The organism is Amycolatopsis sp. NPDC041971 (assembly GCF_055588925.1).
Map to the genome: position 1 here is coordinate 169,340 of NZ_JBVJCE010000015.1, position 25,933 is coordinate 195,272.

26 protein-coding genes are annotated in these 25,933 nt (G+C 67.8%); 5 read left to right on the top strand and 21 right to left on the bottom strand.

All coding sequences use genetic code 11. The features are described from left to right. Positions 1-19 precede the first annotated feature (19 nt). Positions 20-4,027 carry a type VII secretion protein EccCa gene (gene eccCa, locus ACZ6DT_RS27570; RefSeq protein WP_465600428.1) on the bottom strand — a complete coding sequence of 1,336 codons (4,008 nt, stop codon included), beginning with the start codon at positions 4,025-4,027 and terminating at the stop codon, positions 20-22. 448 nt (positions 4,028-4,475) lie between these two features. On the opposite strand from eccCa, the gene eccD reads away from it, so the two are divergent. Together eccD and ACZ6DT_RS27580 are read left to right on the top strand one after the other, a co-directional pair. Continuing rightward, entirely contained in the window at positions 4,476-5,840 is a 1,365-nt protein-coding gene (eccD, locus tag ACZ6DT_RS27575) for a type VII secretion integral membrane protein EccD (RefSeq protein ID WP_465600581.1), read from the top strand. Positions 5,841-5,863: 23 nt separating this feature from the next. Beyond that, a complete protein-coding gene (locus tag ACZ6DT_RS27580) occupies positions 5,864-7,513 on the top strand; it encodes a S8 family serine peptidase (RefSeq protein WP_465600431.1) in 1,650 nt (549 codons plus the stop codon). A gap of 98 nt (positions 7,514-7,611) precedes the next feature. On the opposite strand, the gene ACZ6DT_RS27585 is transcribed toward ACZ6DT_RS27580, so the two are convergent. The 3 genes from ACZ6DT_RS27585 to eccB form a co-directional block, all read right to left on the bottom strand. After that, on the bottom strand, positions 7,612-8,766 hold the full coding sequence (locus tag ACZ6DT_RS27585; RefSeq protein ID WP_465600434.1) for a WXG100 family type VII secretion target: 1,155 nt from the start codon (positions 8,764-8,766) through the stop codon (positions 7,612-7,614). Between the two features lie 5 nt (positions 8,767-8,771). Then, positions 8,772-9,086, bottom strand: a complete 315-nt coding sequence (locus ACZ6DT_RS27590; RefSeq protein WP_465600437.1) for a hypothetical protein — start codon at positions 9,084-9,086, stop codon at positions 8,772-8,774. A 68-nt stretch (positions 9,087-9,154) separates the two neighbouring features. Then, complete coding sequence (gene eccB, locus ACZ6DT_RS27595; protein WP_465600439.1) at positions 9,155-10,768, bottom strand: type VII secretion protein EccB; 1,614 nt, start codon at positions 10,766-10,768, stop codon at positions 9,155-9,157. 540 nt (positions 10,769-11,308) lie between these two features. On the opposite strand from eccB, the gene eccE reads away from it, so the two are divergent. From eccE to ACZ6DT_RS27610, 3 genes are all read left to right on the top strand, one after another. After that, on the top strand, positions 11,309-12,490 hold the full coding sequence (gene eccE / locus ACZ6DT_RS27600; protein WP_465600442.1) for a type VII secretion protein EccE: 1,182 nt from the start codon (positions 11,309-11,311) through the stop codon (positions 12,488-12,490). Then, complete coding sequence (locus tag ACZ6DT_RS27605; protein WP_093938471.1) at positions 12,487-13,209, top strand: hypothetical protein; 723 nt, start codon at positions 12,487-12,489, stop codon at positions 13,207-13,209. Before eccE ends, ACZ6DT_RS27605 begins: the two co-directional genes overlap by 4 nt. A 240-nt stretch (positions 13,210-13,449) precedes the next feature. Then, complete coding sequence (locus tag ACZ6DT_RS27610; RefSeq protein ID WP_465600445.1) at positions 13,450-14,409, top strand: endonuclease domain-containing protein; 960 nt, start codon at positions 13,450-13,452, stop codon at positions 14,407-14,409. On the opposite strand, the gene truA is transcribed toward ACZ6DT_RS27610, so the two are convergent. The 17 genes from truA to rpsE all read right to left on the bottom strand — a co-directional run bounded on the left by truA (position 14,379) and on the right by rpsE (position 25,914). Then, a complete protein-coding gene (gene truA, locus ACZ6DT_RS27615; RefSeq protein WP_465600584.1) occupies positions 14,379-15,212 on the bottom strand; it encodes a tRNA pseudouridine(38-40) synthase TruA in 834 nt (277 codons plus the stop codon). The genes ACZ6DT_RS27610 and truA overlap by 31 nt on opposite strands. Before the next feature lie 73 nt (positions 15,213-15,285). Next, a complete protein-coding gene (gene rplQ, locus ACZ6DT_RS27620) occupies positions 15,286-15,849 on the bottom strand; it encodes a 50S ribosomal protein L17 (protein WP_020633327.1) in 564 nt (187 codons plus the stop codon). Between the two features lie 75 nt (positions 15,850-15,924). Next, on the bottom strand, positions 15,925-16,998 hold the full coding sequence (locus ACZ6DT_RS27625) for a DNA-directed RNA polymerase subunit alpha (RefSeq protein ID WP_005166811.1): 1,074 nt from the start codon (positions 16,996-16,998) through the stop codon (positions 15,925-15,927). A gap of 127 nt (positions 16,999-17,125) precedes the next feature. Beyond that, positions 17,126-17,731, bottom strand: a complete 606-nt coding sequence (gene rpsD, locus ACZ6DT_RS27630; RefSeq protein WP_037314696.1) for a 30S ribosomal protein S4 — start codon at positions 17,729-17,731, stop codon at positions 17,126-17,128. 23 nt (positions 17,732-17,754) lie between these two features. Continuing rightward, positions 17,755-18,162 carry a 30S ribosomal protein S11 gene (gene rpsK, locus ACZ6DT_RS27635; protein WP_020643222.1) on the bottom strand — a complete coding sequence of 136 codons (408 nt, stop codon included), beginning with the start codon at positions 18,160-18,162 and terminating at the stop codon, positions 17,755-17,757. A gap of 18 nt (positions 18,163-18,180) precedes the next feature. Further along, a complete protein-coding gene (locus ACZ6DT_RS27640; protein ID WP_034304268.1) occupies positions 18,181-18,366 on the bottom strand; it encodes a hypothetical protein in 186 nt (61 codons plus the stop codon). Then, complete coding sequence (rpsM, locus tag ACZ6DT_RS27645) at positions 18,363-18,743, bottom strand: 30S ribosomal protein S13 (protein WP_005166805.1); 381 nt, start codon at positions 18,741-18,743, stop codon at positions 18,363-18,365. The genes ACZ6DT_RS27640 and rpsM overlap by 4 nt, the downstream gene beginning before the upstream one ends. 205 nt (positions 18,744-18,948) lie before the next feature. Next, positions 18,949-19,062, bottom strand: a complete 114-nt coding sequence (rpmJ, locus tag ACZ6DT_RS27650; RefSeq protein ID WP_004558882.1) for a 50S ribosomal protein L36 — start codon at positions 19,060-19,062, stop codon at positions 18,949-18,951. 36 nt (positions 19,063-19,098) lie between these two features. Next, positions 19,099-19,320 carry a translation initiation factor IF-1 gene (gene infA / locus ACZ6DT_RS27655; RefSeq protein WP_005166804.1) on the bottom strand — a complete coding sequence of 74 codons (222 nt, stop codon included), beginning with the start codon at positions 19,318-19,320 and terminating at the stop codon, positions 19,099-19,101. A 543-nt stretch (positions 19,321-19,863) separates the two neighbouring features. Next, entirely contained in the window at positions 19,864-20,640 is a 777-nt protein-coding gene (gene map / locus ACZ6DT_RS27660) for a type I methionyl aminopeptidase (protein WP_465600449.1), read from the bottom strand. Between the two features lie 44 nt (positions 20,641-20,684). Further along, positions 20,685-21,239, bottom strand: a complete 555-nt coding sequence (locus ACZ6DT_RS27665) for an adenylate kinase (protein WP_465600451.1) — start codon at positions 21,237-21,239, stop codon at positions 20,685-20,687. Beyond that, entirely contained in the window at positions 21,236-22,543 is a 1,308-nt protein-coding gene (secY, locus tag ACZ6DT_RS27670; protein WP_126733351.1) for a preprotein translocase subunit SecY, read from the bottom strand. The genes ACZ6DT_RS27665 and secY overlap by 4 nt, the downstream gene beginning before the upstream one ends. A 322-nt stretch (positions 22,544-22,865) precedes the next feature. Next, complete coding sequence (locus ACZ6DT_RS27675) at positions 22,866-23,498, bottom strand: LysE family translocator (protein ID WP_465600454.1); 633 nt, start codon at positions 23,496-23,498, stop codon at positions 22,866-22,868. Positions 23,499-23,548: 50 nt separating this feature from the next. After that, positions 23,549-24,169 carry a hypothetical protein gene (locus ACZ6DT_RS27680; RefSeq protein WP_465600457.1) on the bottom strand — a complete coding sequence of 207 codons (621 nt, stop codon included), beginning with the start codon at positions 24,167-24,169 and terminating at the stop codon, positions 23,549-23,551. Between the two features lie 467 nt (positions 24,170-24,636). Continuing rightward, positions 24,637-25,083: a 50S ribosomal protein L15 gene (rplO, locus tag ACZ6DT_RS27685; protein ID WP_125790071.1), complete on the bottom strand. Its 447-nt coding sequence runs from the start codon at positions 25,081-25,083 to the stop codon at positions 24,637-24,639. Then, on the bottom strand, positions 25,080-25,265 hold the full coding sequence (gene rpmD, locus ACZ6DT_RS27690; RefSeq protein ID WP_076163011.1) for a 50S ribosomal protein L30: 186 nt from the start codon (positions 25,263-25,265) through the stop codon (positions 25,080-25,082). The genes rplO and rpmD overlap by 4 nt, the downstream gene beginning before the upstream one ends. Position 25,266: 1 nt before the next feature. Then, positions 25,267-25,914 carry a 30S ribosomal protein S5 gene (gene rpsE, locus ACZ6DT_RS27695; RefSeq protein WP_076163010.1) on the bottom strand — a complete coding sequence of 216 codons (648 nt, stop codon included), beginning with the start codon at positions 25,912-25,914 and terminating at the stop codon, positions 25,267-25,269. Positions 25,915-25,933: the final 19 nt, after the last annotated feature.

The window sequence follows — 25,933 nt, forward strand, 5'->3', positions numbered from 1 at the left end:
CACCTGGTTCCGCGGGAGGTCAGTCCGGCTGGATCCACGAGACCTGCATGAGCTGCTTGCCCTGCTTCCGGGTCACGAGGTTGCCTCGGCCCGGCGGCATCTGGCTCGGCTTCACGTTCGCGACGAGGTTGCCTTCGTCACGCGAGCCGTTCATGACCATACCGGGCGCCGCGATCTCCCTGAGCTTGCCGAGGATCGGGTCGAACATCGCCCGGCTCGCGCCACCACTGCGGCGCACGACGATGACGTGCAGACCGACGTCCTTCGCCTGCGCGAGGAACTCGGCGAGCGGTTTGAGCGGGTTGCTCGTCTGCGTGGCGACCAGGTCGTAGTCGTCGACGATGATGAACAGTTCCGGACCGGTCCACCAGGACCGGGTCTTGAGCTGCTCCTGCGTGACGTCCGGACCGGGGAGCCGCCGGGTCATCGACCCGTGGACGTCCTTGACCATGCTGTCGAGCTGCGCGGCGGACACCGCGTAGCCGAGCAGCTGGTCCCCGCCGACGAAACCGAGCATCGTGCGCCGGTAGTCGACGAGGATGATGACCGCTTCCTGCGTCGTGTACCGCTCCGTGATGCCTCGGGTGATCTGGCGCAGCAGGTTCGTCTTGCCCGACTCGCCGTCCGCGAACGCGTAGAAGTGCGAATCGGCGGCGAAGTCGAGGTAGATCGGCTGGAGGTCTTCCTCGTTGACGCCGATCGGCACCAGCTTCGTGTTGCGCTTGGTGTCGATGCCGAGGACCTCGTCGTAGGTGACCATCTCCGGCAGCAGGCGGACCTGCGGCGCCGGGCGGCCCTTCCACGCGGCCTTGATCTTCGCCACCGCGTCGGCGACACCGGCGGCGACGTCGTCCGCGTTGCTCGAACCGTCGATGCGCGGAAGACCGGTCAGCAGGTGCAGCTTGTCCCTGGTGAGACCGCGGCCGGGACGGCCAGCCGGGACGTTCACCGCGACCCGGCGATCGATGTCCGACTCGCTCGGGTCACCGAGGCGCAGCTCGAACCGGGTGCCGATCATGTCCTTGATCGCCGGGCGGATGTCCGCCCACCGGTTCGCCGCGATGATGACGTGCACACCGTAGGAAAGACCCTGGGTGGCGAGCTTGGTGATCGAGGTCTCCAGCTCGTCGAAGTCGTCCCGCAGCGCCTTCCAGTTGTCGACGATCAGGAAGGCGTCACCGAAGGCGTCGTCCTCGGGCTTGATCTCGCCGCGCCGCTTGCGGTTGCGGAACTCGTTCATCGAGTCGATGCCCAAGGCACCGAACCGGCCTTCCCGCTCGGTGAGCAGGGTGGTCAGCTCGGCCACGATCCGGCGGGCCTTGTCCGGCTCGCGCCGGGCGACGGCGACACCACCGACGTGCGGCAGGCCCTGGAGACCGGCCAACGTACCGCCACCGAGGTCGAGCGCGTAGAACTGCGCCTCCTCGGGGGTGTGGGTCAACGCCATCGACATGATCAGCGTCCGGAGCATGGTCGACTTGCCCGACTGCGGACCGCCGACGATCACACCGTGCCCGGCGCCACCGGAGAAGTCGGCCCACAGCAGGTCACGGCGCTGCTCGTACGGGCGGTCGACGATGCCCATCGGCACCTGCAGCCGTCCGTTGCCGAAGAACCCGACCGGGGAAAGACCGCGGTCGTCGGTGGGGTTCAGGTTCGGCAGCAGGGTGTCGAGCGAGTTCGGCTCCTTGAGCGGCGGCAGCCAGACCTCGTGCGCGGGCGGGCCCTGGCCGATCAGCCGGGACACGATCACGTCGAGCTCACTGGGCTCGACGGCCTCCTCCTGCTTGGCCTCTTCCACCGGCGCGGCCTCGAACTGCTGCGGCTCCGGCTCCTTCGGCAGTTCGACGAAGTCCGGGACGAACAGCTGCGGGCGCTTGTCCGCGCGAACCACCGTCGCGACCGGGCCGGCCGCCTTGATCCCCGCGGGCCGGTACGGGCCCGAGACGTACGAGGCCTTGAAGCGGACCAGTGTCGAGGTGTCGTACTTGAGGTAACCGCCACCGGGGACGGACGGCAGCTCGAACGCGTCCGGCACGCCGATCGCGGCACGGGATTCCGCGGCGGAGAAGGTCTTCAGACCGATGCGGTAGGAAAGGTGCGAGTCGAGACCGCGCAGCTTGCCCTCTTCCAACCGCTGCGACGCCAGGAGCATGTGCATCTGCAGCGACCGGCCCAGACGGCCGATGGCGACGAAGAGGTCGATGAAGTCCGGCTTCGCGGCCAGCAGCTCGGAGAACTCGTCACAGACGATGAAGAGCGCGGGCAGCGGGTCGAGGTCGGCGCCGTTCTCACGGGCCTTCTCGTACTCCCAGACGTTCTTGAAGTTACCGCCGTTCTTCAGCGCTTCCTGGCGCCTGTTCATCTCGCCCGCCAGGGCGTCCTTCATCCGGTCGACCAGCGTGACCTCGTCCGCGAGGTTGGTGATGACCGCGGAGACGTGCGGCGCCGCGTCCAGACCGAGGAAGGTCGCGCCACCCTTGAAGTCGACGAGGACGAAGTTCAGCGTGCTCGAGGAGTGCGTGGCGAGCATGCCCAGCACCAGGGTGCGGAGGAACTCCGACTTACCGGAACCGGTCGCCCCGATGCACAGGCCGTGCGGGCCCATGCCCTCCATCGCGGCTTCCTTGATGTCCAGCTCGACCGGCTGGCCGTACTCGCCGACGCCGAAGGGGACGCGGTAGCGGTCTCGCACCGGGCGCGGCCGCCAGGACTGCTGGACGTCGAAGGTCATCGGGTCGCCGGGGATGCCCAGCAGTTCGAGCAGACCGGGGTTGGACAGCAGCGGCTCTTCCTCGGCGGCGTCCTGCGCGGCGGTGCCGACGCGGTACGGGGCGAGGAGCCTCGCGAGGGCTTCGGCCTCGACCACGCTGAGCGTGTCCGGCCGGCCGAACCATTCGACGCCGCCGGCGCTGCGCGCGCCGAGCCGGTCTTCTTCGACGACCAGCCGCAGACCGCGGCGCGCCGCGAGGTTGCCGATGGAGTCGGAAAGATCGATCAGGGTGACGCCGACCAGACCCTCTTCGAGGATGATCTGCTCCTCGCGGGTGACCTCGGCGTCGTCGACGATGATGACGACGTGCGGCTGGTCCGGGGCGGGCGTCGCGTTGCGGGAGAACCGCTGACGGTCACGGAGTTCCTCGTCGAGCCACTGCTCGATCTGCGCGAGCGAACCCGCCATCATCCGCAGCTGGCCGATACCGTCGGCGAGCGCCGGGTGCTGGGCGTGCGGCAGCCACTTCGCCCACTCCCACTCCTCCTTGGCGCGGCCCGCCGTCGCGACCGCGATGAGGACGTCGTCGGGGCTGTGGAAGGTGACCAGCTGGGCCAGCATCGCCCGGGTGAGACCGCGGGTGAGGCCGCGGTCTCCCTGCATGCTGACCGCGGCGAACCCGCGGAGGGTGATCTGGGTCGGCAGGTCCGGGACGATCGAGTGCGCGCGGACGAACCGGCGCAGGGCGAGCGTGGCGATCGGCTCCAGTTCGTCGACCGGGCCGGTCTGCGGCGGCACCAGCCGCGTCGCGAGGCGGTGCGAGCTGCGGCCGACACGGAGGTGGAGGAAGTCCTGGTCGTTCTGGCGGCGTTCCCACATGCGGCGGCTCGCGGCCAGCGACCACATCGTCTGCGGGTCGGGGTGGACCCACTCGAGCGCGGCGCGCTGGTCGACCATGGCCTCGCGGGCCCTGTCGCGCATCTGGCCGAGGTAGCGCAGGTAGTCCTTGCGGTCCTCGTCCATCTCGGCCTTTTTGGCGCCACCGCCCTTGCCCGCGCCGCCTGCCATCATGCCGACGGTGCTGAGCACCATCATGCCGCCCATCATCATCATCATGGGGTTGCGTCCACCCGTGGTGAACATGAAGACCATCATCCCGATGGAGGCGACGATCATCACCGCGGGAAGCAGCTTCATGACGATGTTGCCCGGGATGGTGCGCGGCACCTCAGGCGGCGGTTCGAGATGCACCTCGCCGCCCGGCGGCCGGGGCGCCGCCAGGCGCGGTGACTTCTTGAACTGCAGCGTGCTCATCGAAGGACCCCTCTTCAAACTCGACGATGGCGGCCACCGTTGGTGCGCGTACTGGTGCGCGAGACAACCTATCGAACGTGGTCGGCGAAATCCGGACAACGCCGAGAACGGCCCCGGCCGGGGCCATACGCATGTCGGGGAGTGTAGGGCTCGGGACCGACAGTCCCCAACGAACCCGCTGGGCCTCCGGCCGGGCGACGTCGCCTTTAGCGGGCTAATCGCGATCCGGCGGTCGTGAGGGCTCCCGGTCGCCAGGGGCCCTGAGCGTCGCGATTAGCCCGCTAAAGTCGACGCGCCGGCAGGCGGCCCGAGGGGCTTCCCTTACTTTTGCCGGTCTTTTTCCGACAGTCGATGATGTGGGCACCCGGGTTCGGTATAGGTTCCCCCGGGAGCAGACTCTCAGGGCAGGGGGACGGCAGTGGCAACGGGCACGACGGTATTCAGCAGGGTGACGGTGGTCGCGCCACGCACCCGGATCGACGTGGCTTTGCCGGCTGACGTCGCGGTGGCGGACCTGCTGCCCATGCTGTTGGAGATGGCGAAGGAGGCGACGCCGGACGGCGGCGCCCGCCACGGCGGCTGGGCACTGGCGAAGCTGGGCGACGCGCCGCTCGACCCGAGCCGGACCCTCGCGTCCCTCGGCGTCGTCGACGGCGAACTGCTGCAGCTGCGCAAGCGCAACGAGAACCCGCCGCCTCCGCTGTACGACGACGTCGTCGACGCGATCGCCGAGTCGTCCCCGGACAGCTTCCGTCCGTGGACCAAGGAGACGGCGCGCCGCTTCGGGCACATCGCGGGCGGGCTGGCGCTGTTCTTCGCGGCCCTCGCGCTCTTCACCAGCGGGTCGTTCTACGGCGGCAACGCCCTCGCCGCCGCGATCGCGGGCGGGGTCGGCGCGATCGCGTGCGTCGCGATCGGCGCGACACTGGCCAAGGCCTACCAGGCCGAGGCGACCGGCGTGCTGATCGCCGCGGCAGGCGGTCTTCCGCTGGCCTTCGTCAGCGGCTTCTACATCGTGCCGGGGCTGTCCTTGTGGGCGAACCTGCTGCTCGCGAGCACTCTCGTGATCATCGTGGCGGCGGTCTGCATCCTCGTCATCGGCCACGGGATCACCACGTTCATCGCGGCCGCGACGACGGCCACGATCTCGGCGCTGACGTTCCTGGCGGCGACGCTCATCGACACCCCGATCCCCGGCATCGCGGCCGGCGCCACCGCGTTCTCGCTGGCGTGCATCTCGCTGCTGCCGCGCGCGACGATCAAGCTCGCCGCTCTCCCGACGCCGCACGTTCCCGGTAGCGCCGAAGAACTCAAGGAAGACTCGGGCTTCCCGGACTACCGCGCCATCGAACGCCGCACCGCGGTCGCCCACGAGTACATGACCGGCCTGCTGACCGGCTGCGGCGCGGCCACGGCGCTGTTCGCGATCATCGCCTCGACGTCCCCGTCGATCTTCGGCCCGATCCTCGGCGTCATCGCCACGCTGGTCCTGCTCCTGAGGGCGCGGGCGTACGCGAACGGCGCGCAGGCCATCGCCCTCCTCACCACCGGCATGGTGTCCGGGGCGGGCATCCTGCTCGGCTGGATGTGGTCGGCAAGCCCGTTCAACCGAATCCTGTTCGTGTTCGGCGTGCTGCTGCTGATCGGTGCCGGCGCGCTCGTGGTCGGCGTGATCTTCCCGAACAAGCGCTTCTCGCCGCCGCTGCGGCGGACCGTGGAGATCTTCGAGGCCGTCTTCATCGCGACGGTGCTCCCGCTGGCGCTCGGCGTCATGGATCTCTACACGACGCTGCGCCACCTCAACTTCAAGTGACGACCCGATCGGATGATGTTCTGATGGCCGTAGCGCGGAAGTCCAGGGGGACGCGCGTCCGCCACCTCGGCCTCGCCGGGCGTACCGGAACGGTGCTGCTGGCAGCCGGTATCGGTGTTCTCTCTCCGGCCTCGGTGGCACTTCCCGCCTGGGCGCAGCAAAGCAGCGTCGCGCCGGACGCCGGCGGCTACTACGCGACCCCGCCGCCGGTGGACACGTCCAAGAAGCCGGCGGACGACGGCAAGCCGGACAAGACCTACGAGAAGAAGACCGAGTGCGTGCAGCGCAGCAAACTCGGCGGCGACCAGGTCGACATCAAGAACCGCCCGTGGGGCCAGGAGTACCTGCAGATCGAAAAGGTGCATCAGCTGATGCGCGGCGCCACCCAGTCGGTCGGCGGAGGCGTCAAGGTCGCCGTGATCGACACCGGCGTCACCGCGCACCCGTACTTCGGAAATCGGGTCGAATCGGGTGGTGACTACGTCGCGCCTCCTGGTGGCGGCAAGGCGCCGGGGCTCGAAGACTGCGACGGCCACGGCACCGAGGTGGCGGGGATCATCGCCGCCAACCCGCCCGACGCGAGCATCGGCTTCCGAGGGGTCGCGCCGGACGCCACGATCCTGTCGATCCGTCAGTCGAGCCAGAACTACGAGGAAGCGGAGAAGAAGGCCGAGCCGCCGCCACCGCCACCGTCGTCGTCCAACAGCGCTCCGCCATCTTCGTCGAAGAATTCGGGATCGCAGCTTCCGCCGTCCTCGCAGGGAAACGGTGCCGTCGGCGGCACCGCGCCGGGTCAGGACAAGGACGGACGGCAACAGGAGCAGGGCAAGACGGCCGGAAACCTCAAGACGCTCGCGCAGGCCGTCGTCCGGGCGGTCGACAAGGGCGCCAAGGTGATCAACATGTCGGTCGACAACTGTCGCCCGGCCACTGGGAACATCACCCCGAATGAGCTGCCGCTCCAGGCTGCGGTGAACTACGCCGTTGAGAACAACGTCGTCGTCGTCGCGGCGGCGGGCAACGTCGGCGAGAAATGCCCGCAGAACGACCAGCCGGACCCCAAGACTCCCAAGACAATCGTCACGCCGCCCTGGTTCTCCGAAGACGTCCTGTCGGTCGCGGCGATCGACGACACCGGCGGTGTCGCGGATTTCAGTGTCAACGGGCCGTGGGTCAGTGTGGCCGCTCCAGGCACCAAGATCATCTCGCTGGACCCGGCGGAGGGGTCGAGCAGCCTGGCCAACCTGACGATCGAGGGCAACGGGAAGCCCGGTGCCATCCAGGGGACCAGTTTCGCCGCGCCGTACGTCGCCGGACTGGCCGCTCTCGTGCGGGCGAAGTTCCCGCTGTTGACGGCTCGTGACGTGATGAACCGGATCAAGGCGACGGCGCAGCACCCCGCGGCGCCGGGTGGGCGGGACAACTTCGTCGGCTTCGGTGTCGTCGATCCGATCGCGGCGCTGACGGCGATCGTGCCGTCGGAGGCGGACAAGGCCAAGCCGGTCCCGCTGCCCGCGAATCTGCCGCCCGCGAACGACCGTGATCCCGCCCCGATGATCGTCGCGCTCGCCGGAACCGGCGGGGGCCTGGTGGCGCTGCTCGTCACGCTGTTCGTGGTCCACTCGGTCCGCCGCAACCGGCCGGCCACCACCCCCGTCCGCAAAACCCCGTAGGCGTCGACTTTAGCGGGCTAATCGCGATCCGAGCCGGACTCACCTCCGAGCGCCCAGATCGCGATTAGCCCGCTAAAGTCGCTCGCCCGCGGGGGCGCCTACTTGGCGGGTTTCGGCTTCGGAGCGGGCTTCGCCGGGGCGTCGTCCTCGCCGATCACGGGCGGGACGACCTGGCCGGGCTCGCCGACCACATCGGACGGTTTCGAAGCGGGCCGCGTCTTCGACTGGTGAGCCGTCTGGCCTCCCCCGCCCATGCCGCCCATCATGGGCGCCATCCCCATCGGCATCATCGCCGATCCCGCCCCGGCGACGCCCTGCCCATGAGCCGGAGCTGCCTGAACGGGCGCGACCTCCGGGATCGGCGCCTGCCCTTGCTCGATCAGAGGTTCCTGCGACCCGGTCTTCCGGCCGTCGGCCGAGGACGGCGACGTCGACTGTTCGTCGGACGTGGCATTGGAATCCACCTCAGCGGCGGCCTTCTCCGGCACCGGCGCACCCGGTGCTTCGGATTCGTCGTGAAGTTTGAACTCGTCCTGCGGGTACCGGTGGGCGATCTCGATGCTCCGCGAACCGGCGTCAGGATCGTCGACGCCGTCACAAAACCGCACGAAGCCCTCAAGGACGTCGCGAGCGGCTTCGAAAAGCGCTTTGGCCGACTCCTGCGCCTCCTCCAACTGGGTTCGCGCGCGCCGGACGCCACCGACCGGCAGCATCGCGGTCTCGGAGGTCAGTTCCGCCGTGTCGACCAGAATCTCGACGAGGTCGGTCAGGATGCGACGGATCGACAGCACCAGCTCGTCGAGCGAACCCGCCAAGGTGGCGAGGGCGTCTTCGACGTCGGAGCCCGCGGCGTTGATGTCCACGATGTACGTGACGAACGCGTCAGCGTCCTTGCCTGCCCACCCGGCGTCGAGGCGCCCGAGGTCCTCGGCCAGCTCTTTCGAAACGGTGCCCGCGGCCTTCGCCGCTTTCCGGAGCCGGTCCGCCTCGTCCTTCAAGTCCTCCCAGCGCCCCGCCAGCGGGATCAGGTAGGCCTCGACCGGATCGATCAGCCCCAGATGTCCGGACAGTTCCGAAACGAAGGCGAGATGCGGGCCCGCGGCCTCGACCAGCCCCTCCCCACCCGAGCCCGTCGCGTTTAGCGGGCTAAACGCGCTCTGGGGCGCCACGGGAGCGGCGGGAGCGGCGGCCGAACGGGCGGCCGCCATCGGGTGCGGGAGGGAATCCGTCGGGTTCTCCGACTCGGCGATCATGCGGTTCAGAGCTCCACGGCGCGCTTGATCATCTGCGCGGCCTCGTCGTCGTGCCCGGCATGCCGCGCGGTCACCGTGTGCAGGGCGTCGGACGCCGACCTGAGCGCGGCCGCGCCTTCCACCAGCTGACGTCGGATGGCCTCCGCCGCACGCCCGTAAGACGCGCCGAGGCCCAGTTCCTCCCCCAGCGTTCCGTGGGACTCGACGGTGACACCTTCGCCGGTCACCTCCGCGGCCGCCAGTTCGAGCTCTCCGGCGGCCGCGTCCACCCGCTTCGCGTAGTCACCGACGACAACGCCGTCGATCTTCAGGCCGGCCACTGCACCCTCCACTCACCCGGTACCGCTTGGGCGTTGAGACGCTCGCGCCGTCCGAGGGGTTCCCGCGATCAGTTACCCGCCGGAGCCTGCTGCGGCTGCGTCGCGACCGAACCGGCCCGGTCGTCGATCGGCACGGTGTCGAACGTCCGGAGCACGTCCTGCGTGTTCAGCGAAGCGCCGGTGGGCAGGATCCTGATGATCGACTCTGGCGCGGGCACCCGCTTGTTAAGCCCGATCGAATCCGCCGTCACCGCGTCGGGGACGCCGTAACGGATCCCGCGATCGGAGATCAGCTGGATCGGTCCTTTGTCGAAGGTCTCCTTGCCGGTCGCCGACTGGACGACGGCCGCGAAACCGGGCTCCATGAAGAAGCTGTTGATCGGCGCGCCCACCGGACCGGGGGTGCCGATCTTGACGCCGGGCGCGGATCCGTCGGCGCTCCTGCCCTTCGGCAGCTTGTCGTCGACGAACACCGCCGTGTGCCCGTCCCGGCCGGCACCGTCGCCCGCGATGGACCAGCTCAGGCACGAGACCCGCGAACCCTGAGTCGCGTTGAGCACCGTCGGCACTGTCTGGGGGTAGGCGTCGAGTTCGACGACCTGGGAGACACGCGTGAGGTTGCGGATCTTGCCCAGCGGCACGGACATGACCGAAGTGCTGCCGTCGTTCTTCCCGGTCTGCACGATGTCCGCGACGGCCGGCGAAATGGGCTGGATCCCTTCCTTCGTGATGAGGTAGAAGTCCTTCCGCCCTTCGGCCTGCTCGGTGGAGAAGACGTCGCCGACCTTCATGCCTTCGATTTCGAAGTTCGGCGTCTCGCCGTCACCGGGGACGGACGGGAGCTTCAGCTCCGGCACCTCGGGAATCGCGTCGAGCAGACCCTGGGAGATACCTCGGGGCTGGCCGGACAGCTTCAACGCGGAACGGACGGCGCTCGCGTCCGCTTTGATCTCGGCCTTGACCGCGTTCGCGTTCCGGAGGTTGGGGTCCGGCCTCTGCCGGTAGATCAGGTACTCCCTGCCGTTGGCGCCCTTGGCCAGCAAGGCCTCGTTCTGGCCGAGTTCGCGGTTCCCGAGCTGTTTCACCCCCGCGTAGACGGTCGTCTCCGTCTTCGACAGATCCGGCTGGGGCACCGTCGGGTCGTACATGACCTCATCGCACACGCCCCAGTCCGCGGAGACGCGCTGGCTTTCCGTCGGCATCAGTTGCGGACCGTTCGGAATGCCCATGAGCTGACCGCGGGGAATGTTCTTCAGCTGTTCGTCCGAGACGACTGTGGGGTTCTTCACTTCGGATGCCTGCGTCGGACCGGAAGGTTTGGTCCCCCCCTGCTGCGCGCCTTGTTTCGACTGCGCGATGATCAGCAGCCGCGCGGAGGCGAGATTGAAGGTCGGAATCAGTTTCTTCGGGTTCCCGGCCACGACGTACACCGTTCCGGACTGCTCGCCGATGACGATGTTGCCCGCCTCCGGCACGGACGGCTTCGGGCTCAACAGGCCCCAGATGACGAAGACCAGGACGCCCAGCGCGGCCAGCACGACACCCACGATGGTGGCCCGCGTGTGCGTGCGCATCGGGTCGTGGAGCATGACGGCGTCGCGACGGACCAGCGCGGATTGCATCCGTCGCAGAACGAACTGATAGGCCTGAACTTGAGACTTAGTAGTCGGTGTTGATGGCATTCTCGACCTACAGTCCTCCCCGTCGCGGTACGGTTCCGCAGGATAGCCGTACGGGGACCGTCTGGTGTGGGGTTTCTACCAACTCCAGCTAGTGTCAAGTTCCTCGGGACCGGCTTTCCGGGTACGCAGCACGCACGAGGGGAAGAGAAAGCGCGGATGTCCGTCACCACTCCTCCACGTCCGCCCGGCCCTCCGGGGCCGCAACCTCCTGGTCGTCCGCCGGGGCCGCCGCCAAGGCCCGGCAGACCGGGTGGTCCTGGCGGCCCGGCCGGCGGCCCGGGAGGTCCCGGAGTTCCTCGCGGTCCCGGTGGCCCAGGCGGACCTGGAGGGCCTGGCGGACCGCAGGGTCCTGGCGGCCCCGGTGGTCCTGGAGGACCCAAGGGTCCCGGTGGGCCAGGGGGTCCCGGTGGGCCGGGTGGCCCGGGCGGCCCTCCGTCCGGCGGCCCCGGCCCGCAGTCCGGCCCTCCGCCCGCTCCGGCGGCACGGATCGCCGCGCCCACGCGGCGCCGGACCGGTGGGATCAACCTCGGCCCCCTGCCGGTGGCGAATCTGGTCGTGCTCGAACTCGGGCTCGCGATCGGCCTCGTCCTGCTCGCGATCAACATGAAGCTCAAGTACGTCGCGATCGGCGTACTCGCGGTCGCGATCATCGTCGCGTTCCTGCGCTGGGGCGGCCGCTGGTTCACCCAGTGGGCCGGCCTCACCATGCGGTACATGTTCCGTTCACACGACCGTGTGGCGAATCCGCTTCCGCCGAGCAGCATCGAGTCGCTCGCCGCCGAAGAGGACGCCGTCACCGGCCCTGACGACGCCCGCGTGAACCTGCTTCGCCTCGCCGTTCCCGATCTCGTCGTCGCGCACGGCGTGGACCACGAACGTCAGCAGGTCGGCCTCGCGTGGAACGACGGGACGTGGACCGCCGTCCTGCTCGTCGAACCCGCGCCCGGGCTGATCACCCAGGCGGGTGGCGCGCCGAGCCTGCCGCTGTCCGCGCTCGCGCCATGCCTCGAAGACCGCGGTGTGGTCCTCGACTCGATCCAGATGATCTGGCACTGCTACCCGGGCAGCGCCGCGCTTCCGTCGGACTCGCCGGCCCTCAGCTCTTACATGGAGGTGCTCGGCCCGCTTCCCGCGGCCGCGCGGCGGACGACCTGGGTCGCCATCCGGCTCGACCCGCGCCGGTGCCCGGCCGCCATCCGCGAACGTGGCGGCGGCGTCGTCGGTGCGCATCGCGCGCTGATCGGCGCGCTGTCGCGGGTGCGCAACGCCTTGGAGTCGCAAGGTGTGCCGACGCGGCCGCTCGATCCGGACGAGTTGCTGCGGTCCAGCATCTCGGCCGCGGAGCTGACCGCGGTCGCCGGCTCGCAGGGCAAGGTCGGCCTGCAGGAGCGCTGGACCGGCGTCACCGCGGCGGGCATCGGGCACGCGAGCTACGCGATCACCAGCTGGCCGAAGGGCAAGATCAGCGGCAGCCTGAACGCGCTGACCAGTGTCCGCGCGCTGTCGGCGACGGTGGCGATGTCGATCTCGCCGTCCGCGGACGAAGGCAAGATCGGCCTGCGGGGGATCGTTCGCCTGAGCGCGCGGAACCCGCGTGAACTGGACGCGGCCGACCAGCGGCTGCAGGGCATCTCGGACCGGCTCGGAGTGGCGTTGACGCCGCTGCGCGGCCTGCAGATCTCCGGGTTCTCCGCGACATTGCCGATCGGAGGCACCGCATGAGCACCCGCATGCGCGACGCCGGCCAGAGCGCCGGTGTCGCCCCGGAATTCACCGTCGACCCGGCGATGCTCGACGCGATCAGCCCGTCCGGTGACCGAGGCGGCATCGTCCTCGGCTCCGGGCTCAAAGGTGAGCCGCTGACGATTTCCGCGCTGCGCTCGACGCCGACCCGGATCGTGCTGGTCGGCGGCCTGTACCTGGCTCGTCAGGTGGCACTGCGGGCGATGGCGGTCGGGGCGTGGGTCGTCGTGGCGACCGGGCGTCCGGCCGCGTGGCAGGTTCTTCCGCAGGCGGCGGGAAATCAGCCCAACGGCAGGCCTTCGCCGCTGGTGCAGATCCGGCGGCTGTCGCCGGTGGACCTCCCGCGCCCGTCCGAGGACGCGCCACTGCTGGTGGTGACCGACGGGGGCCCGACCCCGCAGGACCTGTTCCCGCCGCGGTCGCCGTGGCAGACGACGGTCTACGTGCTGCCGTACCTGCACCCGCAGGCCGGGGCGACCGCGAACGCGGCCGACCTCGTGCTGATGCAGCGGCTCCCGCCGGGCCAGGCGGAACTGGCCGCACGGATCTGGCGGCTCCCGCCCCAGATGATGAAGCAGCTCACGACGTTGAAGGACGACCAGGTCGTCGCTCTGGGCCGGAACCTCTGGCGCCCTCTTCGCTTGGTCACCACGGCGAAAGAGCAGCAGCTCCTGGGCCCCGTACGCCGCGGCGACTAACCCGACGCGGCGACTTTAGCGGGCTAATCGCGCTCCGCGGGGGCACTGTCCATATCGGACAGTGCCCCCGTTTGCGTCCGCCGGGCGTCGCCTTTAGGCCGCTAAAGGCGACCTGGGCGTGGGGTTTCGGCGTCAAGAGGGAATCGCGCAGGCTGTGGATAAGCCGGGGGTTGTGGATAATTCGCCCCTCAGAGGCAGTGACGGCCATGTGTTGTCGGTCTTGTCGATCACCGTGTCGGTATGACCAAACCTTTCGATTCATCTCATCTCCCCGACGTCTTCCGCGGCTCAGAGGCGCGCAAGGCAGGCCTGATCACGGCCAGCCGCCTCCGTGGCCCGAGCGTCCGGCGGCTGTTCCAGGACGTCTACACGCGCGCTGACGTCGAGGTCACGCATGAACTGCGTTGCCGCGGGGCCGCGTTACTGGCGCCTCCGGAAGCCGTGCTGACCGGGCGATCGGCCGCGACCGTCCAGGGCGTCGAGCTGGCCAAACCCCATGATCCGGTCGAGATGGTCGTACCGGAGAAACAACGCTTCGGGCCGATAGTCGGTATCAAGATTCGACGTACCGAGGTCAAACCCGAAGAATCGAGGCCGTGGAACGGCATTCGCATCGCGCGGAGAAGCCGAATCGCACTGGACCTGCTCCTCCGGCTTTCTCCTCGCAAATCCGGGTGGATACGACGTCTCCGCATCGGCGTCCCCGATCTGGACCAGTTCATGAGGGCCGAGAAACTGACCGATCTGCACCTCAACAGAGAGTTCTACGGTCGCCGCAATCGGGGAATCCGCTTGGCCAGGCACGCTTTACGCCTGTCCGACCCTCGCGCGGAGTCGCCCCCGGAATCGGAACTGCGCATCGTGCTGGCCGCCGGCGGCATTACGGCAACACCTCAGTTCGAGGTCTTCTCCCGAACGGGTCATTTCGTCGCTCGTCTCGACCTCGGGGACGAGAGTTACCGGGTCGCCATCGAATACGACGGCCGATGGCACAACACGCCGAAGCAACAAGCCCACGATCGCAGACGCCGAAGACGGGCAGAGGCCGAGGGCTGGCGTTTCGTCATCGTCACCGCGGAGGACCTGGCGAACGACTTCAAAGGCATCGTCGAGGCCGTCTGGCAGGCCCGCCGCAGCGCGTTTAGCCCGCTAACTGCGCCGCCGCCGGATCAGGAGGAGGTGCGCATGGCCCGCGTTTGATCCGCGCGGACGGCGAGTTCGGCGTCCGGCGGGTAGTCGACGGCCATCAGCGTCAAGCCGTGTGCGGGAGCGACAGCGCTGTCACGCGTCCGGCTCTCCAGAACGTCGCCAGGCCAATCGAGCGGACGACGGCCGTCACCGACCAAGAGCAGTGCCCCCACCAGACTGCGCACCATCGAATGACAGAACGCGTCGGCGGAGACGGCGACCTCGACCGCGTGTGGTCCGGTCCGCCGCCAGTCGAGCCGCTGCAGCTCGCGAATGGTCGTCCCGCCTTCACGCTGCTTACAGAAGGCCGCGAAGTCCTGAAGCCCTATGAGAGCCGACGACGCCTCGTTCATAGCTTCGACGGAGAGCGGACGGGTCCAGGCCAGGATGTCGTGACGCCGCAACGGATCCACGCCCCATGGCGCGTCCGAAACACGGTAAAGGTAGTGACGCCGCACGGCCGAGAATCGCGCGTCGAACCCAGGCGCCGCGATCCGTGCGTCCAACACCCGCACGTCCCCCGGCAGGTACCGATTCCACCGGTGACGCATCCGTCCCAGGTCAGGGATGCCCTGCTCGTCCAGTTCCAGACGACCGGATCGCGTTTTGCCCGCTAAAGGCGACACGTCGACGTGGACCACCTGGCCGGACGCGTGCACACCGGCATCGGTGCGGCCGGCGACGACGACGGACTTCGGGACCGATGCTCCTGGAGGCTGCTTCGCGAGCGCCTCTTCGAGGGCTCCCTGCACCGTGCGCCGCCCGGGCTGCCGCGCCCAGCCGGAGAAGTCGGTGCCGTCGTAGGCGACATCCAGACGCAGACGAACGAGCCCGCCCTCCGCAGTGGGAGTGGCGGGCTCGTCCGGGGTGTTCGGTACCGTCAGGACGTCAGTCCTTCTTGCTGTCCGCGTCCGCGGCGGGGGCCTCAGCGGCCTCGTCTGCGGCGGGAGCCTCGGTGGCCTCCGGAGCCTCGGTGGCGGCCGTGTCGGCAACCTCAGGGGCTTCGGTGGTCTCCTCGGCGGCCGGGGCGGCAGCCTTCGGCTCGTCCTTGGCGAACTTCGTCTTGCGCGCGGCCTCGGCCTCGGCGGTGACGGTCTTCTCGGCCACCAGCTCGATGACGGCCATGGGGGCGTTGTCGCCCTTACGCGCCATCGTCTTGGTGATCCGGGTGTAGCCACCCGGACGCTCCGCGAAGAACGGACCGATCTCGGCGATCAGCTTGTGCACGACGTCCTTGTCGCGCACGATGCGCTGAATCTGACGACGGTTGTGCAGGTCGCCCCGCTTCGCCTTCGTGATCAGCTTTTCGGCCAGCGGGCGCACCCGCCGGGCCTTCGCCTCGGTCGTCGTGATCTTGCCGTGCTCGAACAGCTGGGTGGCCAGGTTGGCCAGGATCAGCCGTTCGTGCGCGGGCGACCCGCCGAGACGGGGTCCCTTTGTGGGGGTGGGCATCGGTTCTCCTCGTTCAGCTCACAGCTGGAGGCCGGGGCTCCCCCACCCCTACCGGTGAGGGAGCCGAAGCTGGCCTTACAGCTGCTCCGTCTCTGCGTAGTCCTGGCCATCGTCGTGGCCATTGTCCGAAATTCCGTCCGTGATGCTGTCGACGCCCTCGGACCAGCCTTCACCGTCGTAGCTGGCCGCGGCCGCGGTCGGGTCGAACCCGGGCGGGCTGTCCTTCAGCGCGAGGCCGAGACCGACGAGCTTGAGCTTGACCTCGTCGATCGACTTCGCACCGAAGTTGCGGATGTCCAGCAGGTCGGCCTCGCTGCGCGAGACCAGTTCGCCGACGGTGTGGATGCCCTCGCGCTTGAGGCAGTTGTACGACCGGACGGTGAGGTCCAGGTCCTCGATCGGCATCGCGTAGGCGGCGATGGTGTCCGCCTCCTGCGGCGACGGGCCGATCTCGATGCCTTCGGCGTCGACGTTCAGCTCGCGCGCGAGACCGAACAGCTCCACCAGCGTCTTACCGGCCGACGCGACAGCGTCCCGCGGCGTGATCGACGGCTTCGTCTCCACGTCCAGGATCAGCTTGTCGAAGTCGGTGCGCTGCTCGACACGGGTCGCCTCTACCTTGTACGTCACCTTCAGCACCGGGGAGTAGATGGAGTCGACCGGGATCCGGCCGATCTCCGCGCCCGCCTGCTTGTTCTGCAGGGCCGGAACGTAACCGCGGCCGCGCTCGACGACGAGCTCGATCTCGAGCTTGCCCTTGCCGTTCAGCGACGCGATGTGCAGATCCGGGTTGTGCACGGTGACACCGGCCGGGGGCACGATGTCGGCGGCGGTGACCTCACCGGGGCCCTGCTTGCGCAGGTACATGGTGACCGGCTCGTCCTCTTCCGAGGAGACCACGAGCTCCTTGAGGTTCAGGATGATGTCGGTGACGTCTTCCTTCACCCCGGGAACGGTGGTGAACTCGTGCAGCACGCCGTCGATGCGGATGCTCGTCACGGCCGCGCCCGGAATGGACGACAGCAGCGTGCGACGCAGCGAGTTGCCGAGCGTGTAGCCGAAGCCGGGCTCCAGCGGTTCGATGGTGAACCGGGAGCGGGTCTCGTTGACCGTCTCTTCGCCGAGAGCCGGCCGCTGGGAAATCAGCATCTTTCCTAATTCCTTTCCAAACGGCGCCCGCCATATGACACCGAAAGGGATGGCGAAACGGCGGCGCACTCCGGGCGCCGCCGCCGGTGCCCACACCGGGCCGGGGTTTCCCCGGCCCGGTGATGGATCACTTCGAGTAGAGCTCGACGATCAGCTGTTCCTGGACCGGAACGTCGATCTGAGCGCGCTCCGGGAGCTGGTGGACCAGCACCCGGAGGTTGGACGGAACAACCTGGAGCCACGCGGGAACGGGACGCTCGCCGAAGGACTCCTTGGCAGCGACGAAGGGCAGCATCGCGAACGACTTCGGCCGCACGTCGATGATGTCCCACTTGCTGACCTGGTACGAGGGCACGTTGACCTTGACGCCGTTGACCACGAAGTGGCCATGGCTCACCAGCTGACGCGCCTGACGGCGGGTGCGGGCGATGCCGGCGCGGTAGATCACGTTGTCCAGACGGGACTCGAGGATCTGCAGCAGGTTCTCACCGGTCTTACCCGGACGCCGGACGGCTTCCTTGTAGTACCGGACGAACTGACGCTCGAGAACGCCGTAGGTGTAGCGAGCCTTCTGCTTCTCCTGCGACTGCAGGAGGTACTCGGACTCCTTGATGCGCCCGCGGCCGTGCTGGCCCGGCGGGTAGGGGCGACGCTCGAAAGCCTGGTCGCCGCCGATGAGGTCAACCTTGAGGCGACGCGAAATACGCGTCGCGGGGCCGGTGTAACGAGCCATTTCTTCTTACTCCTCCCCGTTCCTCAGACCCGGCGCCGCTTGGGCGGGCGGCAGCCGTTGTGAGGCTGCGGGGTCACGTCCTGGATGGTGCCGACCTCGAGGCCGGCCGCCTGCAGCGAGCGGATCGCCGTCTCGCGACCCGAACCCGGGCCCTTCACGAAGACGTCGACCTTCTTCATGCCGTGCTCGGCAGCCTTGCGGGCAGCGCTCTCGGCGGCCATCTGCGCGGCGAACGGGGTGGACTTACGCGAGCCCTTGAAGCCCACGTGACCACTCGACGCCCACGCGATCACGGCACCGGTCGGGTCCGTGATCGAGACGATGGTGTTGTTGAAGGTGCTCTTGATGTGCGCGTGACCGTGCGCGACATTCTTCTTTTCCTTACGGCGGACCTTCTTGGCCCCCGCCGCAGTACGAGACTTCGGTGGCATGTTTTGAGGGTTCTCCTGTTAGCGCGCGTTCTCTTGGTGAGCGGCGACCGCTTCGGCCTGGCCGCGCCGGATGATCGAACCGGCGTCGGTGTACAGGTTGCGGAGCGCCATCGGGCGGGCGTAGAGCGCCTTGGGCGAGACACAAGCCGAGCCACGACGGCGGACGCCGCCCATCTGCACGACCTTCTTGCCCTGGACGCTCACTTCTTGCCAGCCTTCTTCTTGCCGGCGACCGTCTTCTTCGGACCCTTACGGGTGCGGGCGTTCGTCTTGGTGCGCTGACCACGGACGGGAAGTCCGCGACGCCAACGAAGGCCCTCGTAGCACCCGATCTCGATCTTCCGACGGATGTCGGCGTTCACCTCGCGGCGAAGGTCACCCTCGACCTTGAAGTTCTCCTCGATGTAGACCCGCAGCTTGGCGAGGTCGTCATCGCTCAGATCCTTGACGCGAGTGTCCGCGTTGAGCTCGGCAGCCGCGATGAGCTGCTTCGAGCGGGTACGGCCGATGCCGTAGATGTAAGTCAGCGCGATCTCCAACCGCTTTTCGCGGGGGAGGTCTACGCCAGCGAGTCGTGCCATTGGCGTTGATGCTCCTTCATAGAATTCATCTTCAGGTCTGCTCCCCGTCCGGTCCCGGGACCGACTCGCCTGTCGTGCCCTTGGCTTGCGCTTCGGGTGTCCCGGCCCCGGCCTGAAGTCCGGGGGTGAACCGGGCCGTTCGCACGGCCCGGCAGGTGCGGGGAGATTGTGTAGCCGTCAATCCACTCTGTACGAGTGCGAGTGATCAGCCCTGCCGCTGCTTGTGCCGCAGGTTCTCGCAGATCACCATGATCCGGCCGTGACGGCGGATCACCTTGCACTTGTCGCAGATCTTCTTGACGCTCGGCTGGACCTTCACGTCTCCTGCTCTCCTGCTTGTGCTAACTCGTCGTGATCACTTGTAGCGGTAGACGATGCGACCACGAGACAAGTCGTAGGGCGAGAGCTCCACGACAACCCTGTCCTCGGGCAGGATACGGATGTAGTGCTGCCGCATCTTGCCGCTGATGTGTGCAAGGACCTTGTGGCCGTTCTCCAACTCGACGCGGAACATCGCGTTGGGGAGCGGCTCGACTACGCGGCCTTCGACCTCGATGGCCCCGTCTTTCTTGCCCATGTCCTCCGCATTTCCTGTCGCTACGCTGTGTTATCAGTCAGAGCTTGAGTGCTTGGCTGGGTGGTGCATCGGCACACTCCTACCCGGGACCAATGTCCGTTCGCGAGAATTCACGAGCGCGCAGGTTCCGGGCGCGATGAGTACACCGACTTGACAGTGTACGCAACCCGTGTCGTGAGTCCCAAACCGGGGGTGACTGTGTTAGGTGACCCCTGAGTCCGCCTGATGCGACCTCTACCATCGTACGCCCTCGCCGACCTGCGTTTCGCGGGCTAAACGCGATCCGGCAGGCTGGCGACCTGGCGCGCACTGCGGGCGAGGTGCACCCGATGGGGGCCGGCGGGCGACCGCCCTGGCGACGCCGCCCGAGGCATCGCGCCGGCTAGCGGGCGACTCGCGTTTAGCGGGCTAACTGCGATCCGGGCGCGTTCGCCTTTAGCGGGCTAAACGCGCTCCGGCGATCGCGTTTAGGGGGCTAAACGCAGGTCAGGGGGCACTTGCGTTTAGCGGGCTAAACGCGATCCGGGAGCGGGGAGGCCGAGATCAGACGTCTTCGGGGGCGGTCAGCACCCACGGGCCGTCGTCGGTGATCGCGACGGTGTGCTCCCAGTGCGCGGCTCGCGAGCCGTCCGCGGTCACGACGGTCCACCCGTCGTCGAGTTCGACGGTCTCACCGCCGCCGCCGGTCAGCATGGGCTCGATAGCGAGCGCCATGCCGGTCTTGAGCCGCGGCCCCTTGCCCGGTTTGCCCAGGTTCGGCAAGAACGGATCCATGTGCATCTGGCGCCCGATGCCGTGACCGCCGTACTCGACGATCATCCCGTACTCGATGCCGTCTTCCTGGCTCGCCTTCTCGGCCGCGGTCTCCACCGCGTGCGAGATGTCCGTGAGCCGGCCACCGGCCGACACCGCGGCGATCCCCGCCCACATCGCCGCCTCGGTGGCCGCCGAAAGCGCCAGATCCGCCTTCGACACCTCACCGATCGCGAGAGTGACCGCGGAGTCGCCGTGCCAGCCGTCGAGAATGGCGCCGCAATCCACCGAAATGATGTCGCCGTCGTTCAGGACCTGAGTCTTCGACGGGATGCCGTGGACGACCTGCTCGTTCACCGAAGCGCAAATCGACGCCGGAAAACCATGATAGCCCTTGAACGAGGGCACCGCGCCGGCGTCGCGGATCGTCTGCTCGGCGAGTTCGTCGAGATCGGCCGTGGTCGCCCCCGGCTTGGCGATCTCGCGCACCGCGGTGAGGGTGCGCCAGACGACCAATCCGGCGGCCCGCATCGCCTGGAGCTCGCCAGGGGTCTTGATTTCGATCATGCGCCCACGACGAAGCCGTTGCAGTACACGCAGTCCTCCGAGATTCACGTGCGGTCGCGCAGCGCTTCCAGCACGCGAGCGGAGATCTCCTCGACCGTGCCGACGCCGTCGACGGTGACCAGGACGTCCGCGTAGTACTCGAGCAGCGGAGCCGTCTCGGACACGTAAATCTGCTGACGACGGCGGATGACCTCTTCGGTGTCGTCCGAACGACCGCGGGACAGCAGCCGCCCGACGACGACGTCTTCTGAGACCTGGAGCTGGATGACCGCGTTCAGCTGGGTGTCGACCTCACCGAGGATCTCACCGAGGACGTCAGCCTGCTTCGTGTTCCGAGGAAACCCGTCCAGCAGGAAACCGACCTTGGCGTCGGGTTCGGCGAGGCGCTCGCGCACCATCTCGTTCGTGACCGAGTCGGGCACGAGTTCGCCGGAATCCAGGTAGCGCTTGGCTTCCTGGCCCAGCGGCGTCTGCTCCCCCACGTGGGCGCGGAACAGATCGCCGGTCGAGATGTGCGGGATCCGGAGCTTCTCCGACAGTGCTACCGCCTGAGTACCTTTGCCCGCGCCAGGAGGGCCGACGAGAACCAGGCGCGTCACTTCAAGAACCCTTCGTAGTTACGTTGCATCAGCTGGCTTTCGATCTGCTTCACGGTGTCGAGACCGACACCGACCATGATCAGCACAGCCGTGCCACCGAACGGGAAGTTCTGGTTGTTCCCGCTGCCGGTGACGGACAGGAAGAAGTTCGGAAGGATCGCGATGATGCCCAGGTACAGCGAGCCCGGCAGGGTGATGCGGCCGAGGACGTAGCTGAGGTACTCCGCGGTGGGACGACCCGGGCGGATACCCGGGATGAAGCCACCGAACTTCTTCATTTCTTCCGCACGCTCGTCCACGTTGAACGTGATCGTGATGTAGAAGTACGTGAAGAAGATGATCAACGCGAAGTACAGCAGGACGTGCGCCCAGCTGGACTGGTTGACGATGTAGTTCTGGATGAAGACCTGCCAGCCCGCGTTGCTGTTGGCATCACCGACGAGGCGGCTGATCAGGTCCGGCAGGTAGAGCAGCGACGAGGCGAAGATGACCGGGATGACACCGGCCTGGTTCACCTTGATCGGCAGGTAGGTCGAGGTCCCGCCGTACATGCGACGGCCGATCATGCGCTTGGCGTACTGCACCGGGATCCGGCGCTGGCCCTGCTCGACGAAGATGACGCTGGCGATGATCACCAGGCCGAACACACAGATCAGGGTGAAGACCACCGGGCCGGCGCTGCTGAGGATGTTTCCACCCTCGATCGGGATCCGGGCCGCGATGTTCAGGAAGATGAGGACGGACATGCCGTTGCCGACGCCGCGCTCGGTGATCAGCTCACCCAGCCACATCATGACGGCGGTACCGGCGGTCATCGTGATGACGATGATGGCCAGCGTGTAGACGCTGTTGTCCGGGATGATCGCGGTGTCGCACTGCGGGAAGAGCTGCTTGCGGTCGGCGAGCGCCACCACACCGGTGGCCTGCAGGACCGCGAGGGCGATCGTCAGGTACCGGGTGTACTGGGTCAGCTTGCCCTGGCCGGCCTGGCCTTCCTTCTTCAGTTCCTCGAACCGCGGGATGACCACGGTGAGGAGCTGGACGATGATGCTCGCCGTGATGTACGGCATGATGCCGGTCGAGAAGAGCGACAGCTGCAGCAGCGCGCCGCCACTGAACAGGTTCAGCAGCTGATAGACGCCCTCCTGCGACCCGGTCTCCGTACATTGCTGCACGGCGGAATACGAGATACCCGGGGCCGGAATGGTGGCACCGATTCGGTAGACCGCGACGATGGCTAGCGTGAACAGGATCTTCTTACGTAGATCCGGCGTCGCTAGAGCCGAGCGGAAGGCGCTGAGCACGCGGGGAACCTCCTCGGCGTCGTCGGCTGTCTTACCGACGATCGGCTTGGCCGGCCTGGGGCCGGCGGGAACACACAGCTTTCTGGCACAAGCCAGGAACGCTTCGGGGCACACTCGTCCCGAAGCGTGTCGCCGACTCTAACAGCTTCACAGGACGTGTCCGCAGTGCGTGTGGGTTTTCCGGACGAAGGTTGGTCCGCGAGGTTGATCGACTCGCGCTTCTCGCTCCGGAACCTTGACAGATCGCCTTGTCGTTACTCACTTTCCTGGCACCACCGGATCGCACTTAGCCCGCTGAACGCATCGTGATCAGTGAAGGGATTCAGGAGCTCGAAGCGGCGAGCGCGCCCGCCATCCCGAGGAGCACGACGCCGGTGCCGCGGTCGACGTTGCGACTCGCGCGGCGGGACAGCCGGAACGACTTCACGAGCGCGCCTGCCCCGATGTAGGTCGCGCCCGCGACGAACTCGGCGAGCAGGTAGACGGCACCGAGGATCGCGATCTGACTGGAAAAGGAGCCGTGAGCTGCGTCGATGAACTGGGGTACGAACGCGGTGAAGATGAGGATCGCCTTCGGGTTCGTGATCGCGACGACGAATTCCTTCCTCGCGATCCTTGGCGCCGGTACGGATTCAGCCCCCTGCGGCCCCTGGACCAGCGCGGTTCGCCCGCTGCGGAACGTCGACCACAGCAGCCGCCCGCCGATCCAGACCAGGTAGGCGACGCCCGCCCATTTGATCACCGTGAGTGCAAGTTCGGAGGCCGCGAGGAGCCGCCCGAGCCCTGCCGCGACAGCCGCGATCAACACCGTGAATGCGGCCAATCGGCCTAACAGGCCGGCGAGCCCTTTCCACGCCCCCTGTGTCATGCCGTGGTGCAAGCCGAGCAGATTGTTCGCCCCTGGCGTAAAAGCCACGAGCACCGCCGCTCCGAAAAAGACCGCCACCCAAGTCATCGGCCACCTCCTCCCCCACCGTATCGGCGGCCGCGAGCGCGTTCAGCGGGCTAATCGCGCTCTTTTGTGCCGGATTCCGGCGGAGGCGCGAAGGCTGAATAGTCCGGTGTCGCCGGCTGTGCCTCCGGTGGAAGCACCGTGATGGAGATGCCGTCCTTCGGTGTGGGCATATCCGCGAAGCTCGGGTCATCGGTCGTCGGGACCTCGTCCTCCTGGACGAGGTGACTCATGACAGCCGCGCCCGCTGCGGCCACGACCGCGGCGAAGAGGGCCCACATACCCGCTTCGAGAGTCAGGGCCACCTTGATGTCGTCTCCCAGCTGGCGTCCGGACCCCAGCGTGGCGACGCTGCTGACGACTCCGGCGAGGAACACCGCCGCGATCGTGGTAAGCCACCTGTCCAAAGCTCCCGGACGTTGGCGCCCGGCGACGCGCGTACTGACGACTGTGGCTGCCAGCAGGAGCACTGCGGCGACCAGGAGCGGGATACCGGTAGGCGACGTTGACGTGGTGAAGGCAGGCTGGCCGCTCTGATACGCCGTCGTGTCCCAAGCACCCTGTACGAACACGATCATGATCTCGTTGCTGGAATTGAGGTCGAACCGATGTTCGGTCTTGAAGTGCGGGAAGAAGCAGCCTACGAGGGTCAGCACCGGGGCCAGGGCGGCCAAGCCCGCTGCGATGAGCTTGCGGGGCTCGGGCCGGTCGGACCGCACTCGCTCGTCCGCAGGGGCCATGGGACCTGAGACCGATACGACCATCGGCAGGGCGTCCGGCTGCTGAGGGGGCTGCGGATCTTGCCCTGGAGGTACGGCCACCTCGCGATCCTTCCAGCTCAAGCACCCCTCCGCCATGCTCCGGCCTCCTCGTCCGGATCGCGTTTAGCCCGCTAAACGCGATTCGGGGCCCGAGGGGCTGCCCGCGCCAGGATCGCGATTAGGGGGCTAAACGCAAGTCGGCACGGGTATCCGCCGGAAAGGCCGGATCGCGATTAGGGGGCTAAAGGCGACCTGGACGGTGGGCACCTGGGCGACCAGCGGAGCGCGTTTAGCCCGCTAAAGGCGAACGGGGGGAGCGCAAGCGAAAGGCCCGCCGGGCGGAGCCGGGCGGGCCTTTCGATGAAGCGAGCGAAGAAGGCTCAGAGCGTGGTGGCGGAGCCACCGGCGGCGGAGAGCTTCTCCTTGGCGGAGCCGGAGAAGGCATCGGCGGTGACGTCCAGCTTGACGCCGTTCAGGTCACCGTTGCCGAGCACCTTCACGAGCTTGTTCTTGCGAACAAGACCCTTCGCGACGAGCTCCTCGTTGCCGACCTTGCCACCCTCCGGGAAGACACGGGCGATGTCGCCCAGGTTCACCGGCTGGTACTCGGTACGGAAACGGTTCTTGAAGCCACGCAGCTTCGGCAGCCGCATGTGGATGGGCATCTGCCCGCCCTCGAAACCGGCGGGCACGTTCTTCCGGGCCTTGGTGCCCTTGGTACCGCGACCGGCGGTCTTGCCCTTCGAGCCTTCACCACGGCCGACGCGCATCTTCTCGCGCTTCGAGCCCGGAGCCGGACGAAGGTGGTGGATCTTGATGGCAGTCATGCCTTGACCTCCTCGACCTCCACCAAGTGGCGGACCGTGTGGATGAGGCCGCGAACCTGGGGGGTGTCTTCACGCACCACAGACTGCCGGATCTTGCGCAGCCCGAGGGTACGCAGCGATTCACGGTGGTTGTGCTTGGTGCCGATCTTGCTCTTGACCTGGGTCACCTTGAGCTGAGTCATGTCAGACCCCCTGACCCGCACGCTGGCGCAGCATCCGAGCCGGTGCGACGTCCTCGAGCGGGAGACCGCGGCGGGCCGCGACCTCTTCGGGACGCTGCAGACCCTTCAGGGCCGCCACGGTCGCGTGCACGATGTTGATCGCGTTGTCGGAGCCGAGCGACTTCGACAGCACGTCGTGGACACCCGCGCACTCCAGGACCGCGCGGACCGGGCCACCGGCGATGACTCCGGTACCAGCGGACGCCGGACGCAGGAGCACGACACCGGCGGCTTCCTCACCCTGGATCGGGTGGGGAATGGTGCCGCCGACGCGGGGAACGCGGAAGAAGTTCTTCTTCGCTTCCTCGACGCCCTTGGCGATGGCCGCGGGAACTTCCTTGGCCTTGCCATAGCCGACGCCGACCTGACCGTCGCCGTCACCGACGACCACCAGGGCGGTGAAGCTGAAGCGACGACCACCCTTGACGACCTTGGCGACGCGGTTGATCGTCACGACCTTCTCAAGGTGCGGGGTCTTGTCCTGGCCGGCCCCGCCACGGCCGCTGTCGCGACGATCCCGGCCGCCACCACGACGTTCATTGCGGTCGTTACCGCCCTGCCCGCCGGGTCCGCCCTGGCCGCCGCCGAATTGCCGTGTACGTCCCGGCATCAGGCTTTCCTTCCATTCA

Excerpts from the sequence above, each read along its gene's own strand:
- eccCa (WP_465600428.1), bottom strand. The coding sequence starts at position 4,027 with ATGAGCACGCTGCAGTTCAAGAAGTCACCGCGCCTGGCGGCGCCCCGG.
- ACZ6DT_RS27580 (WP_465600431.1), top strand. The coding sequence starts at position 5,864 with ATGGCCGTAGCGCGGAAGTCCAGGGGGACGCGCGTCCGCCACCTCGGC.
- ACZ6DT_RS27585 (WP_465600434.1), bottom strand. The coding sequence starts at position 8,766 with ATGATCGCCGAGTCGGAGAACCCGACGGATTCCCTCCCGCACCCGATG.
- eccB (WP_465600439.1), bottom strand. The coding sequence starts at position 10,768 with ATGCCATCAACACCGACTACTAAGTCTCAAGTTCAGGCCTATCAGTTC.
- ACZ6DT_RS27605 (WP_093938471.1), top strand. The coding sequence starts at position 12,487 with ATGAGCACCCGCATGCGCGACGCCGGCCAGAGCGCCGGTGTCGCCCCG.
- ACZ6DT_RS27610 (WP_465600445.1), top strand. The coding sequence starts at position 13,450 with ATGACCAAACCTTTCGATTCATCTCATCTCCCCGACGTCTTCCGCGGC.
- rplQ (WP_020633327.1), bottom strand. The coding sequence starts at position 15,849 with ATGCCCACCCCCACAAAGGGACCCCGTCTCGGCGGGTCGCCCGCGCAC.
- ACZ6DT_RS27625 (WP_005166811.1), bottom strand. The coding sequence starts at position 16,998 with ATGCTGATTTCCCAGCGGCCGGCTCTCGGCGAAGAGACGGTCAACGAG.
- rpsD (WP_037314696.1), bottom strand. The coding sequence starts at position 17,731 with ATGGCTCGTTACACCGGCCCCGCGACGCGTATTTCGCGTCGCCTCAAG.
- rpsK (WP_020643222.1), bottom strand. The coding sequence starts at position 18,162 with ATGCCACCGAAGTCTCGTACTGCGGCGGGGGCCAAGAAGGTCCGCCGT.
- rpsM (WP_005166805.1), bottom strand. The coding sequence starts at position 18,743 with ATGGCACGACTCGCTGGCGTAGACCTCCCCCGCGAAAAGCGGTTGGAG.
- infA (WP_005166804.1), bottom strand. The coding sequence starts at position 19,320 with ATGGGCAAGAAAGACGGGGCCATCGAGGTCGAAGGCCGCGTAGTCGAG.
- map (WP_465600449.1), bottom strand. The coding sequence starts at position 20,640 with ATGATCGAAATCAAGACCCCTGGCGAGCTCCAGGCGATGCGGGCCGCC.
- ACZ6DT_RS27675 (WP_465600454.1), bottom strand. The coding sequence starts at position 23,498 with ATGACTTGGGTGGCGGTCTTTTTCGGAGCGGCGGTGCTCGTGGCTTTT.
- rplO (WP_125790071.1), bottom strand. The coding sequence starts at position 25,083 with ATGACTGCCATCAAGATCCACCACCTTCGTCCGGCTCCGGGCTCGAAG.
- rpmD (WP_076163011.1), bottom strand. The coding sequence starts at position 25,265 with ATGACTCAGCTCAAGGTGACCCAGGTCAAGAGCAAGATCGGCACCAAG.
- rpsE (WP_076163010.1), bottom strand. The coding sequence starts at position 25,914 with ATGCCGGGACGTACACGGCAATTCGGCGGCGGCCAGGGCGGACCCGGC.